The sequence below is a fragment of the Elusimicrobiota bacterium genome (assembly GCA_041660925.1).
GTDB lineage: Bacteria > Elusimicrobiota > Elusimicrobia > UBA1565 > UBA1565 > JBAZUV01.
Window position 1 is genome coordinate 257,237 of sequence record JBAZVI010000005.1, and the last position, 14,357, is coordinate 271,593.

The 14,357-nt window shown below is 69.7% G+C and carries 6 protein-coding genes; 5 read left to right on the plus strand and 1 reads right to left on the minus strand.

What is annotated here, in order from left to right; translation table 11 throughout:
- Window positions 1-47 precede the first annotated feature (47 nt).
- From WC969_09185 to WC969_09200, 4 genes are read left to right on the plus strand one after another with little or no spacing between them, the layout of a single operon-like run.
- Window positions 48-1,490, plus strand: coding sequence for a hypothetical protein (locus WC969_09185; GenBank protein MFA6030014.1), 1,443 nt, complete (start codon window positions 48-50; stop codon window positions 1,488-1,490).
- On the plus strand, window positions 1,487-2,938 hold the full coding sequence (locus WC969_09190; protein ID MFA6030015.1) for a hypothetical protein: 1,452 nt from the start codon (window positions 1,487-1,489) through the stop codon (window positions 2,936-2,938). Before WC969_09185 ends, WC969_09190 begins: the two co-directional genes overlap by 4 nt.
- Window positions 2,935-4,386, plus strand: coding sequence for a hypothetical protein (locus WC969_09195; GenBank protein ID MFA6030016.1), 1,452 nt, complete (start codon window positions 2,935-2,937; stop codon window positions 4,384-4,386). Before WC969_09190 ends, WC969_09195 begins: the two co-directional genes overlap by 4 nt.
- Complete coding sequence (locus WC969_09200) at window positions 4,383-9,845, plus strand: hypothetical protein (GenBank protein MFA6030017.1); 5,463 nt, start codon at window positions 4,383-4,385, stop codon at window positions 9,843-9,845. The genes WC969_09195 and WC969_09200 overlap by 4 nt, the downstream gene beginning before the upstream one ends.
- A gap of 3 nt (window positions 9,846-9,848) precedes the next feature.
- Here the strand turns inward: WC969_09200 and WC969_09205 are convergent, their stop codons facing one another.
- The gene (locus WC969_09205; protein ID MFA6030018.1) at window positions 9,849-12,290 is read right to left on the minus strand and encodes an MFS transporter; all 2,442 of its coding nucleotides are present in this window, start codon (window positions 12,288-12,290) and stop codon (window positions 9,849-9,851) included.
- 97 nt (window positions 12,291-12,387) lie between these two features.
- On the opposite strand from WC969_09205, the gene WC969_09210 reads away from it, so the two are divergent.
- A complete protein-coding gene (locus tag WC969_09210) occupies window positions 12,388-14,280 on the plus strand; it encodes a FlgO family outer membrane protein (protein ID MFA6030019.1) in 1,893 nt (630 codons plus the stop codon).
- The last annotated feature ends 77 nt before the right edge of the window (window positions 14,281-14,357 follow it).

Sequence of the window (14,357 nt, forward strand, 5' to 3'; positions counted from 1 at the left end):
TAATATCGCGTGCGCGGGAGCGTACGCTCCCGCGCGCGGCCGGGCGCATGATCCGAAGCATTCTTCTCGTTGCATCACTTCTCCTCGCGGGAGCGGCCTCTGCGCTCCAGCCTCCCCTGCGCGTCCATTATCAGGGGCGTCTGAGCGACGCCGACGGCGCGCCGCGCACGGGGCTCGTCGCGCTCAACTTCCGCATCTACGACTCCCCCATCGGCGGGACCCCCCTGTGGAACGAAGCCCACCCCCAGGTTGCGGTCATGAACGGAGTGTTCTCGGTGGAGCTGGGCAGTTGGACCGCCCTGAGTCCCGACGCCTTCGCCGCGGGGGCGGCCTGGCTCGAGGTCGACGTGAATCCCGCCGGGGCTGAGCCGCTCGAGACGCTGGCTCCGCGCCACGAGCTGACGGCCGCGGCGCAGGCCTTCTCCGCCGCGCAGCTCGCCGCCGAGGGACCGCTGACGATGCGCGCGGGCGTCGCCTACTCCACCTTCACCTCCGACGGGCGCTGGCTCGTCCCCTACGGGGTACGCGCGGCGACGATGGCCGTCTCAGGGGGGATTTCCGCCTCCAGCGCGACCTTCAAGGCCTCCGGCGATGGGCAGTACAGCGTCTATTCGGCCTCCGGGATCCTCATCGGAGGGGGGACGCTGCTCGTGAACGCGGGTGCGGGCCTCTCGGCGCGCTACGGCGTCACGGCCGCGACCTTGACCCTCACGGGCACGGGGAACGCGCTCTACGCGCTCGAGGTCTCCTCCGGGCTCGCCGTGCGCGGAGGGACGCTTCTGGCCGACGGCGGCGGCGGACTCGCCGTTCGCTACGGCGCGGCCGCCGCCACCGGGACCTTCTCTTTGGGCTCGGACACGCAGTACGGCGTGGATGCCGCCTCAGGCGCCTGGCTGCGCGAAGGCTCCCTGCAGGTGGGAGCGAGCGACGCGCGCACGGTGACCGAGGATGCGGCGGGTGGGGGCATCGCGTTCTCCTCCCATGTCGTCGTCCAGGGCAGCATGACCGCGAACAATTTCAATATGGTGCTGCTCGCGAGCATGACGCGCACGGCGGTCGGGACCACCTTGGACGTGAGCTTCTTCAACGACCGCTACTCCTCGCTGCGCATCGTCGTGCTCATCGCCGGGGTCGCGGCCGCCACCAACGTCACGCTGCGCTTCAACAACGATGCCGCGGCCAACTACTCGCGCATCGCCTCCGACATCGCGGGCGCTCCCACGAGCAACACCGCGCAGACCTCGATCACCCTGCAGGAGGGGACCAACGCGTATCAAGGCCTCTTCGAAGCGAACGTCCGCGACGTTCCGACGCTCGGCAAGACGGTCTTCTGGCGCGGCGCCCGAGGCAACCTGGTGACGACGGCCCCGGTCTTCTTCAACGGCGCCGGACTCTGGGCCAACACGACCGCCTGGGTCAGCCGCGTGACCTTCACCGGGACCCAGAACTTCAGCATCGGCAGCGGAGTGCGTGTGTTCGGGGTCCGATGAGAACCGCTCTCTTCTCCTTCCTCGGCGTCTTGTCCGGGCTGTGCGCGGTCCCGGCCGCGGCCGAACAGGCCCCGCTGCGCGTCGAGTTCCAGGGCCGAGCACTCGATGGGCAGGGCGTGCCGCGAGCGGGGCTTGCGGCGATAGGCCTTCGGCTCTATGACGATCCGACCGGCGGGGCCCTGCTCTGGAGCGAGACGCATCCGACGGTCGACGTTTCGAGCGGCTTCTTCCGCGTCGTGCTGGGCAGCTGGACCGCTCTTTCCATCGACCTTTTTTCGGGAACCTCCGTCTATCTGGAAGTCGACGTGGACCCGGCAGGGGCGGAGCCGCCCTCCACCCTCCTGCCGCGTCGGCGCCTGCTCGGCGCGCCCTACGCACTGGCGGCCGCCCAGCTCGTTTCGGACCGCGATCTCCGGGTGCGCGCGGAGAGCGCTCACTCGACCTTCACCGCGCTCGGGAACCTGCGTGTCCCCTACGGCGTCGAAGCCGGGACGCTCTCGCTCACCGGCGCGCTGACGGCTTCGAGCGGGACGTTCCTGCGGACGGGGGACGGGCAATATTCGCTCGTCGCAGCCTCGGGCGTCTTCGTCGCCAGCGGGACGCTCTCCGCGGAGGGGAGAGGAGGCGTTCTTTTGCGCTATGGCCTGCTGGCCGCGACCGGGAGCTTCACGGCCGAGGGGGCGTCGACCTGGTCCGTCCAGAGCGCTTCGGGCGCCCGCGTGGCCCAGGGCACGCTGCTCGGCGAGGGCGGCGGCGGCGCCGCCGCGCGCTACGGCCTCTTCGCCGCGACGGCGACCTTCCGCGCGACCGCGAACGACGCCTATTCCCTGGATGCCAGCTCCGGCCTGCGCCTGCAGGCGGGCTCCCTGCGTCTGAGCGACGCGCAGCGCACGCTTCATGACGAACCTTCCGCCGGCGCCCTGCTCGTCACCACGAATGTCGTGGTCGCGGGCAGCGTCAGCGCCCGCGACTTCGATTGGGTGTTCCTCGCCAGCGCGACGCTGGAGTCGCCGGCTGCGACGCTCTCCGTCTCCTTTCTGAGCGACGGCTATCAGATGCTCCACGTGCAGATCGGCGTCGCCGGAGTGGTGGCGACGTGCATGGCGCAGCTGCGCTTCAACGGGGACGCGGGGAACAACTATTCCTCCCAGATCGCGGACAACCTGGGCGCCACCACCGGGCTCACCTCTCAGGCGCAGATGCGCCTTCAGGAGGCCAATAACGCCAACGCGGGATTCTTCGACGTCTGGATCAAGAACACGGGCGGGCTGGGAAAGGTCGCATACATCCAGGGCCAGCGCGGCACCAACGTGGCGGTCGTCCCGTTCGTGTACAACGGCTGCGGCTTCTGGAGCGGAACCGCCGCGTTGAACGCGATCGCACTGTTCAACAGTGCCGCGACGAACTTCTCCTCGGGAACCACCTTGCGGGTGTTCGGGATGCGATGAAGAACGCCTCGAGAGCCCTGCTGATCCTGCTCGCCGCGCTGCTGGCGCCGGCGGCTTGGGCCGCGCCCGGGCGCGTGGGGTATCAGGGCCGCTTGCTCGACGCGCAGGGCAACCCGCGCGAGGGGCAGGTTCGGCTCGACCTCCGGCTCTATGCCGCGCCGACGGGCGCAGCGGCGTTCTGGTCGGAGACCCACGACCCTGTCGAGCTCGACAACGGCTTCTTCGCCCTCGAGCTGGGCGAGACCGTCGCGCTCGACGCCGACCTGCTCTCCGGCACCTCCGCCTACCTCGAGCTCGAGGCGGACCCGGCGGGACCCGAACCTTCCGAGGTCTTCTCGCCTCGCCAGCGCCTGCTCATGACGCCCTTCGTCCTCTCCGCCGAGCGGCTCTCCTCGGACCAGGCCCTTCGGATCAACGCCGGAGGGGCGTACTCGACCTTCACGCTGACCGGCGACCTTCTCGTCGCCTACGGCCTCGAAACGGGCAGCGCCTCCTTCACGGGCTCGCTGACGGCTTCGAGCGGGACTTTCACCGCGGCAGGCCCGGCCCAGTTCTCGCTGGAGACGGCCTCCGGAGTCTTCGTCGCGAGCGGTTCCGTGCTTGCCGACGGCGGGGGAGGTCTCGTCTCGGCCTATGGGGTGCACGCCGCGAGCGCGGTCTTCAGCGCAGCGTCCGATGCGGGCTACGGCCTCGAGAGTTCATCGGGGCTGCGCGTCGCCGCCGGCACGCTTCTGGCCGACGGAGGCGGGGGTCTCGAGGTCCTCTACGGCTTGAGCGCCGCGAGCGCCGCGCTCAGCGGCGCGGGCGACGACCTCTACTCGATCGACGCGGCCTCCGGGATCCGGGTGGCGGCGGGCTCTCTGCAGGTCGGCGCGAGCGACGCCCGCACCCTGAGCGAGGACGCGGGGGAGGGCGCCCTGCTCATCTCTTCGAACGCCGTCATCGCCGGCAGCATCACGGCGAACAATTTCAACTGGGTCTTCCTCGCCAGCGCTTCGCTCTCGGCCGCGGGGACGACGCTCACGGTCGGCTTCGACGGCAGCGGGTATCTCGAGCTCTATCTCGAGGTCTCGATCTCGGGGGTCGCGGCGGCGAACACCGCGCAACTGCGCTTCAACGGCGACGGCGGGGCCAATTACGGGGCCGGGGTCGGCGACGGGGCGGCCGCGCCGACGAGCTATCTTTCGCAGATGCAGATCCCCCTGCAGACGGCCACGAGCGCGAACCCGGGCCTCTTCGTCGTCAACGTGCGTCGGGCCTCGACGCTGGGCTGGAACGTCTATTTCGACGGCGTACGCGCGACCGCCGCGGGCACGGCGCCCACCATGCACCAGGGCGCCGCCTATTGGAGCTCGGCCGCCGGCGCCCTGACGAGCGTCACCCTGCTCAACAGCGCCGCCAACAACTTCACCGCCGGCACCGCCCTGAGGGTCTTCGGCATCCGATGAAGAAGAGCCTTGGACCGTTCCTCCTGGCTGCGCTCCTCACGGCGCTGGGGGGGGCGTCGCTGCTCCGGGCGCTCGAGCCGGCCTCTTCGGATTCCTCGCGCCTGCCGCGCGCCGGCGTCGGGGTCTCGGGCGGAGCGGCGGCCTCCTCCTCCTACCGGCTCGGCGCGAGCGTCGGCGAGGCGGTGGCCGCCTCGACCGCGGCGCCCGCCGGACTGGGCAGCGCGCTCGGCCCCGGCCTGCGCCAGCTCCTGCACTTTCCCGGGGCGGTCACGACGCTCACGGGAGTGGAGGGCGCCGAGCTCACGAGCACGACGCTGAGGTGGACCGCTCCCGGCTACGACGGCCGCATGGGCGCGCTCGCGCCGTGGACGACCTACTACGTGCGCGTGGCGAGCTTCACCGCTCCCGACACTTTCCGCTATCTCGACGCGGTCGTGGTCGTGTCGACGAAGGACACGGCGCCCGGAGCGGCCGTGAGCACGCCGACCTACGGCCTGCTCTCGAACACCACCTACTACGCCCAGCTCTGGACGAAGGACGCGGGAGGGAACCTCTCGTACGCCTCGAACCGCTCGACCTTCGTCACCCTCGCTCGCCTGACGCAGAAGACCGCTCCCACCGACGACCCGTTCCTCGCGGACGACGGCACCTCCCGCGTCTTCTTCACCTCCGCCACCGCGCGCTGGGCCGCGCTGCCGACGAAGCCGCCGGAGGTGGACTCGATGACGGCCGTCGGCTACGTCCTGGAGGCCTCCTCGACCGATTTCGGAGCCCTCTCGCCCGGAGGCGTCGTCTCCAGTTCGTTCACCTATTCGGTGCGCGCCAGCACGCTCGTCGTCTCCGAGCCGCCGCTGGCCACCAACAAGGTCTACCACTTCCGCGTCGGCACGCTCAATCATGCCGGCGTCGTGCGCTACCTCGTCCTCGGCTCCACGAAGACGAAGCTGCAGCCGGTCGACCCCGCAGCGGTCGACCCGCCGTTCACCGCGGTCTCGAGCGGAGCGATGATCGTCCATTGGGATTCCAACGGCAACGCCGACCAGACGATCTATACCCTCGAGACCTCCGACGCCTGGGACTTCTCCTCGCCGGCCACCACGAGCTCGGGCACCTTCAACGTCTTCGTCGCCACCGTCGGGCTTGCCGCGAACACGACCTACTACTATCGCGTCAAGGCGAGCACGGACGGGGCCGACAGCGCGGTGATCCCCCTCCCGTCCACGGCGACGCTCACGCTCGTCCCCGAGGGCGTCCCGGACTCCTTTCCGCTGCTCCATGTCTCCTCGTTGACGCTCGCCTGGTCGGCCAATGGGAACCCCCTGAATCTTTCAAGCTACACGCTCGCGCTCAGCACCGGCGAAGACTGGCCCAATGCGTTCGAGGGCAACGTGTACCGCTCCACCAGCCCCGCGGGTGCTCTTCCGGCGGCGACGCTCCTCGGGCTCCTGTCGAACACGACCTATCACGCTTTCGCCGCGGGTTTGAACCATGGCGGCGCCGCGAGCGCCTATGCGGCGCTCGGCGCCACTTCGACGCTGACCGCACAACCGCTGATGTTGCCGCCGTCCTTCGCCGAAGTCTTCGAGGACGGCTTCTTCGTGCGCTGGGATGCGGCGGGGAACGCGCTCGCGCTCACCACCTATACGCTCGAGGCCTCGGCTTCGGAGAGCTTCAGCCCGGCCGAGACGGACAAGCTCCTCGTCAGCACGGTCCCCGACGCGGGCCCCGGCGCGGCCTTCTCCGGTCTCAACGGGAACACGACCTACTACCTGCGCGCGAGGGCGCTCAACCACAACGGCGTGCCTTCCGACTATCGGGTGCTGGAAGCCACCTCCACCCTGGCTCTGGCCCCGTCGTCGCTCGACTTCGAGGGCCTCCCGCCGACCGAGGACGCCCTGCGGCTCGACTGGTCGGGCGGGACCAACCGCGCGGGGACCGAGCATCAGGTCAACGTCTCCACCGACCCCTCCTTCGGCTACGGCGCGCCGGTGACTACGCACGCCGTGACGACGCTCTTTCTGAGCAGCGGGACCCTGCTCGCGAACACGACCTATCACTTCCGCGTCCGCGCGGTGAACAACAACGGCCTTTCCAGCGTCCTCGTCTACGCGTCGACCTCGACGCTCTCCAGACAGCCCGCCCTCGCGGCGCCGACGTTCGCTCAAGTTCACGGAACGAGCATGACCGTGCGTTGGCTGCGCAACGACAACCCCCTCTCGCGCACGACTTACACCATCGAGCTTTCCGTCTCTCCGAGCTTCGACCCCTTCGAGCTCGACCGCGTCGCCTTCGCGACGGCGCCCGTCGGGGACGTGCCGACGGCGACCTTCACCGGGCTGACGCTCAACGCGACCTACTATCTGCGGATCGGCGCCCTCAACCACAACGCGGTGCCCAGCGCCTGGCTCGAGCCCGGCTCCACCTCGACGCTGGCCGGCCTGCCCACGGGCGCGGAGGTCCCGCAGGTCTATTTTGGGAGCATGACCGCGACCTGGGACCTCGCCTCGCCGCCGCCGGCGGGCTGGGAGCTGCGCGGCTCGTCGACCGCTTTCAACGGGAAAGGGCAGGTCTACATCTCCTCCTATCCCGCCGGCGGGCTCACCGCACTGACCCTCTACGGGAACCTCGCTGCGGGGATGTGGCCGAATACGACGCACTATCTGCGCTTGGGGGCGCTCAACTGGAATACGGTCCCCAATGTCGTCGAAGTGAGCTCGCGCTCGACGCTCGCCCGCCAAGTCTCCAATGCCTCCTACCTCTACAACGCCATCAACGGGGTCTTCGCCACCAGCGCGAGCGTCACCTGGAACGCCCTGCCCTCGGCGGCCGTCGCCGGGGACTCGGCCGCCTGCCAGGGCTACGTCGTGGAGGCGACGACGACCGACGCCTTCGGAGTCACGGATTGGACGGGAGAGGTGCTCTCCTCTACGACCCTCGTCTACTCCGTCGGGAACCGGCTCGTTCCCAGCACGCTGACGGTGATAGACCTCAACCCGGGCACGACCTATGCCTTCCGCGTCGGCACGCTCAACCATGAGAACGCCGCCCACTACGTCCATCTCCCCGGCACGCGGACCATCATCACGCCCTTCACCTGGACGGGGGCGGGGGGCAACGGACTGTGGTACACCGCGACGAACTGGAATCCCAACGGCGTGCCCAACGCCGGCTCGCCGGTGACCATCGCGCTCAACAACGCGCGCGTGCGCGCCCTCGTCACCAACGCTCCCATAAGCTTCTCAAGCATGACGCTCGGGAAAGTGGACGGTTCCGTCTCCGTCAACCTCGACATCGCGACGACCATCGTCCGAGGCGGCAGCGTACTCGTCTACCCCAACGCCGGGCTCACGCTCGCGACGACCTACCAGCTGTACTTCAACGGCGACGCGACCTTCGTGCGCGGTTCATCGCTCTCGCACCGCATCAACACGACAGGCGTGAACGTCGCGACCTACGCGGTGGTCATGCGCGTGGCGGGGACCTTCGACCTGCAGGGGGGCTCGACCATCGCCGTAAGCACCAACGGCTTCCAGGGCGGAGCGGCCAACGGCGGCGACGGCTCCGGTACCGGCGCGGGCTTCGGCGACACGGCCTCCAACGGCGGCGGCTCGGGGGCCGGACACGGCGGGACCGGCGGGCAAGCCAGCATCAACGTGGGCGGCAGCGCCTACGACTCGCGGACATCGCCCATGCAGCTGGGTTCGGGCGGCGGCGGCGGAGACACGGCCGCCGCCAACGGCGGCGGGCGCGGCGGCGGCTGCGTTCGCATCGAGGCCGACACCTTCAAGCTCGACGGACTCATCGCGGCCAACGGCGGCCGCGGCAACAACGGGACCGGGGGCTCGGCGACGACCGGCGCCGGCGGCGGCGGCTCGGGCGGCACCGTCTACCTGAAGGCCGATTACTTCATCGGCTCGGGGACGATCACGGCGTTCGGCGGCGACGGCGGCACCGATACCGACAACGGCGACGACCCGGGCGGCGGCGGCGGCGGCGGCCGCGTCTCCATCGACGTGACGGTCGGCGGGAACACCTGCGACCTCTTCGTCTCGACGCACGGCGGGCTCTCGGGCGGCGGCACCTCGGGAGCCGGCGGCGACGGAAGCTTCAGCTCGACGGTGACGCTACCGTCTCCGTCGCTCGTCGCGGTGGTCGCGACCAGTGATACGGTCCATTGGAATTGGAGCACCGTCTACGGAGCGAAGGACTACCAGCTCTTCTCCTCGACCGGAGGGCTCGGGCAGTCGCCGGTCCTCGAGCCTTCGGCGACCTCCTACACCGAGACCGGGCTCGACCCGAACACCCTCCACACGCGTTTCGTTCGCGTCTCCGCCTGCGGCAACGCCGCCGATTCGGCGGAGGCGGCGCTCGCCACGCTCGCGCGGCCGCCCCGCGTTCTCGCGCAGCCCTTCCTGAACAACGCGCTCAGCTCCATCACGGTCGCCTGGGCGGCCTGGGAGACGGCCCCGCAGAAGGACAGCTGCTCCGGCTACCGGCTTGAGGCGTCGTCGACGGATTTCGGGGCCTCCGCGCCGGGGGGACTCGTGCTGACCTCGGAAACGGCGAAAGTGCTGGCCTCCACGCTGACGGTCGCCGGGCTCGACCCGAACACGACCTATTACTATCGAGTCGCCGCGCTCAACGTCGAGGGCTCGACGAGCGTCTATGCGGTGCTCGGGGCCAGCGCGACGCTCGCCTTCTCTCCGGCCGCCGCCGCGGAGGTGTTCCCCTCGGTGCACATCGCTTCGATCACGGCCGAGTGGGAGGCGCTTCCGACCGCGGCCGCCGACGCGGCGAGCAAGAGCGCCGCGGGCTATTGGCTCGAGGCTTCCTCGACGAACTTCGGGGCGCTCCTGCCGGGAGGACTCGTCTACTCCTCGCGTACCTACTCCCTGGCGGCAAGCTCCCTGACGATCGGCGCGGGAGGGACCCTCGACCGCTGCGCGACCTACTACTTCCGCCTGGCCTCGCTGAGCTACAACGTGCTCCCCAACTATCAGACCCTGGGCTCGACGATGACGCTCAACGACTGGGGCGCGAATTTCTCCGTTCACAGCGTCGACATCGGGAACATCGACGTGAACACGGAGCATCTCATCCCCACGGGCTTCGTCGTCAGCAACGGCGTCGCCTGTCCCGCGACCCTCCAGCTCAAGGCCGAGGTCGTGACCTCGGGAGGGAGCCCCTGGTCGGTGGCCTCATCGTCGGGGACCGACACGCTGACGGTGCAGGCGCTCTTCGACGCGGCGCAGCCGGCCGCGACGGACTTCACGGGCGAGGACCTGCTCGCCGAGACGCCGCTGCAGGCCACGGGGACCCGGTTCGCGGGGGGGCAGAACGGGGCAGGACTCATCTACCTCGAGGAACGCACGCTGTGGCTGAAGATCGGCATGCCGCGCATCTCCAGCACCGACCTGCCGCAGGACCTGCGGGTCACGGTCTACGGCTACCCGCCGTAGTCCTCAAGTCTTCTTTTCTTTTTCCTGGAAGAGCTTGTCGGGGAGGCCCGGCAGGCGTTTCGGCGCGCGCCAGAAGAGCAGCGCGCCGAGAACATAGGCGACCCCGATGGGGAGCAGGAGGGTGGGGAAGGCCTGCGTCAGCAGGCCGGCGGCCAGCGAGAGCAGGCCGTAGCCCATCGAGTTGAAGGTGTTGAAGAAGGAGCTCGAGACTCCGAAGACCTTCCCCAGGTCCTCGCGGCGGGTGCTTCCCTGCTGGTAGACGCTGAAGGACACCGCGGCCGGGCCCGTGAACATCCCATAGAGGAGCATCGTGAGGAAGAACGCGGTCTTCACGCTGATCCATGCCGCCGCGCCGGGCAGCGTCCAGACGAGATAGGGCGCCCAGATCGCGAGAAGTCCGGCGCCGAGGAACTTGATCCAGCCGCGGTGCGTGAGCCGGCTCGAGAGCGCGATGAGCCCGGCCACCAGGGCCGCCGCGGCCGCGGCGGCGACGAGGCTGCCGGGCACGAGCGTCAGGTAGACCCAGGTCGCGGCCAGCGCGAGCACCGCTCCCTGCACCAGCCGCTGTCCGGCGACCTTCTTCCCGACGAAGGGCACGGTGAGCTCCGGCAGCTTCACTTGCGAGGAGATCGAGATGAGGTTCCCGAAGAAGGCCGCGCCATGGAGCATCCCGAGCATCAGGCCCTTGCCCGTCGCGCCCACCAGCGTCGTCGCGATGAGAGGGAGCGCGAAGTTCTGCAGGGGGTAGGTCAGCACCGCCTGGAAGGAGGAGTAGAGGATGGAGGCGAACTGGCGGCCCTTCCAGAGCTTCGACTCGGTCCGCAGCGCCTTGGCCTCGGGCTCGGCGGACTTCCCGGCGGCCTCGAGCTCGGCGAGCCGCGCGGCGACCTCCTTCTCCCGGGCCGAGGGCTCGCGGAACTCCCCGGCGCGCAGGGCGCGCACGGTGTCCGAGCGGAACACCCAGAAGAAGAGGGCCGCGGTGATGGGGAGCGAGGACTTCAGGACGCCCGCGACGACCCTCGGCAGGGCATAGGGCGCGAGCGCCGCGAGCAGGGGGCCGGAAGCGGCGTAGAGCGCGACCGCGCCGGCGAGGAATGCGATCTCGAGCCCGTACTTCCTCAGGAACGGTCCGATGGAGAGACCGTTCTTCTCGGCGCCGGGCCGCGCCTTGGGGGCGTCGGTCGGCATCGTGAACCAGAGGATGGGCACGACGAGGAAGGCGTGCACCGCGGCGGAGATGAGGAAGGGGAGGAGGGGGTTCCACTTGTCCACGATGGAGCCGACCCCGATGATGAGGCCGAGGACGACCTGCATCGTGACGTAGTGCACCGAGCGCAGGGCGGTGACGGTCTCCTGGTGCTTGCCGGCGAGGCGGCGGATGTAGGCGTTGTCCGTCGTCATCGTCGAGGAGAGGACCCAGCCGTTGGCGATGGAGGAGAGCAGCAGCGTCCAGAAGTTGAGGATGCCGAAGTAGGAGAAGGCGGGGAGCGCGAGGGTGAGGATGGAGCGCAGGCCGACGTTGATGGCCATCGAGTGCCGCGCCGAGAGCTTGTCGGCGAGCGCGCCGTTGAGCGGGCCGGTGGCGATGGCGGCCAGAGGTCCGAGCGCCATGAGCGTCCCGTAGACCGCCCAGCCCACGGCCGGCGCGGCGACGAAGGGGTAGGCGATGGAGGTGAGGATGAAGGAGGCCATCGACAGCGTGCCGGTGATGAAGAGCGCGATGACGGCCTTCTTGTTGAAGCCGTCGGCCGGGGCCGAAGGCGCCGGGGCCGGGACGACCGGCGCGGCCGCGTGCTCGCCTTCGTTGGAGGGCGCGAGCTCGGGGAGGTGGGAGACCGTCCGCCCCGCGACGGAGGAGTCCTCGTCGACGGCGGCCGCACGGCGGCCGTGGAAGAGGCGTTCGAGGAGCGAGAGGCGGCCGGTGTCGGTCTCGGCCTTCGCGATCGCAGCGCCGCTCTCTTCGAGCGTCTTTATGACGGAGATCTGTGCGGTCTCGGACGGCGCGGAGATCGCGACGGCCCCCTCACCCTCCCCTCTCCCCCGGCGGGGGAGAGGGATGAAGGGAGAGGGGGTCGCGGCCATGACGGCGGAGTTCGTCCGGGCGACGGGAAGAAAGCTCTTGGGCGCAAGCGCGGCGACGGCGGCCCCCGACTTCGCTCGGGGCGTCCCGACCGTCGGCGACAGAGTCGCGGGCTGGACGGTCGGAAGCGTCAGCGGCGCGTCGAGGCGGACGGTCCCGGTGATGGGAAGGACGTTGGCTCCCTGACCGGTGAGGACGGCGGCGGCCCCTACGAAGGGGGTCGGCGTGAAGGAGGCCGGCGCGATCGGCGCGGTATGGACCGTCTGGGCGAAGAGCGTGAGGGCTTGAGGGCCGGGGGCGAGGATGAAGAGGGCGGCGCCGAGGAAGGCGCTCAGGAGGCGGGAGGGCAGGGACCTCTTCCTCATCGGCCATAGGGTACCCGCGTGCTTGAACGCGCGCGTGGGCCTTCGGGGCGTTCCCGTCGCGGCATAGGGCCCAGCCCCCTTCGGGTCCTAAGGATTCATGAAGGTTGACGGTGCGGAGTGCGAGCGCTACACTACGCTCATGCGCAGGACTCTTCCTCTCGTCGTTCTGATCGCGTGCGGCTGCTTCGGGTCCGACCCCTATCGGCGCCTGGCGGAGGATCTTGCCGACCCTCTCGGCAAGGGTGATCGCAGGATCGCCGTTCTGCCTTTCCGCGACCTCGAATCGCACGACTCCAACGCGGGGCTGAAGGTCGCCGAAGCGCTGACGACCAGGCTTTATCGGCGCAAGGGACTGCAGCTCGTCGAAAGATCGCTGCTCGACAAAGTCCTCGACGAACATCGCGTCGAGGGGTCCGGAGCGTTCGACGAGGCCTCGCTCCAGCGGTTGGGGCGACTCGCCGGCGCCGACGCGGTCGTCGTCGGCACCCTCACCGGCCTCGACGCCGAGAACGCCGAGATCAACGCGCGAGTCGTCGAGATGGGAACCGGGCGGATGCTCTCTGCTGCGCGAGCGCGCGTTCCACGCCCGACGGCGTCCGCACATGAGCCGCGAGCGGCAGCGGCGACGATGAGCGAAGCGAAGGTCCTTCCCGCCGAGATGCCGTCTCCCGAGATCGGGATTGCGAGGGCGCCGCGCGCGGGGCAGGTCTCGGGTATGGATTTCATCGACGGCGCATGGGCCGGCCAGGGGATCGAGGTCGACGACGCGGGAGTCCGGCTCGTGCGCCCCGCGGACGCCGTGTTCTCGGTCGACGACGTGACGCCGCTTCCGGGCCCGAAGAAGACGCACGGCGTCGCGGTCTGGGCGGGGAGGATCTACGTCGTCGGCGGGGAGTCGGACGGAGGGGCGGCCAGCGCCGACGTCTTTTCCGCACCGGTCCTGAAAGACGGGACGCTCGGGCAATGGCGCGGCGAGACGCCTCTTCCGGGTGCGCGCTATCAGGCTCCGATAGCCGTCTGGGACGGGCGTCTATTCGTCTTCGGCGGATATGGGGGAGGCTATCGCGACGACGTGTTGGCGGCGGGGATCGGCGAGGAGGGAAGGCTCGGCGCATGGACGGCCGTGGCGCGTCTCCCCGAAGCACTGACGTACGGGCATGCCGCGGTCTGGGCGGGGCGCGCCTATCTGTCCGGAGGAGTCAACGTCCGCGGGAACCTTCCGTACATGCTGACCGCGGAGATCCAACCGCAGGGTCGGTTCGGAGCCTGGGAGAGGATCGAGACCGGGACGGATCGCGGGGGCCTGACGCCGGCGGCGGCGATGGACCGCATCTATCTTACGGGCGGCAACAAAGCCCTCGAGAGCTCCAAGACCGTACTCTGGATGGAGGCTTCGGCGGAGGGGCCGCGCCGACTGCTTCGAGCGGGACGCATGCTCCCCGTTCCTCTTCTCGGGCAGGGTTTCGCGGCGGCCGACGGAAGACTCTTCATCCTCGGCGGATCCTATCCGGGGGTGGACTCCGCGCAGAGGGCGAGCAGCGCGGTGTTCTCGTCGCGTCCTTCCGCGGACGGAGAGCCGGGCGTCTGGACGCGGGTAGGGCGTCTGCCCGGACCCCGTTCAGACTTCTTCGGGACTCCCTTCTGGGGGGACTCTCTCTATGTCATCGGCGGCGCGGAGGGCAGCCATGCCGCGTCGCGGGCGCTGCGGGTCCGCGTGGATCGCAGCGCGGTCCGCTCCGGGACCTATTTCGGCTCGCTCTCGTTCAAGGAGTCGCGGCCGTGCCGTCTCGTCTGGAAGGCGGATTCCAACGGCGGGAAGCTCCGAATCTCGGTCCGCACGGCGGCCGGCGGAGACTTCTCGTCATGGCGGCGCGTCGAGAACGGGCAATCCCTGGGCTCGGTCCGCATCGTCGAGTATCGGGTCGATCTCGAAGCGGCCGCGGACGGCCGCTCGCCTCTTCTTCGCGAGATCGGTCTTCGCACGCGATAGAGCCCTCGTTCTCCGTACGCGCGCGCGTCCGCGCGCCTTGAATAGTTAATATCGCTATGCCATAATCAACGAATATC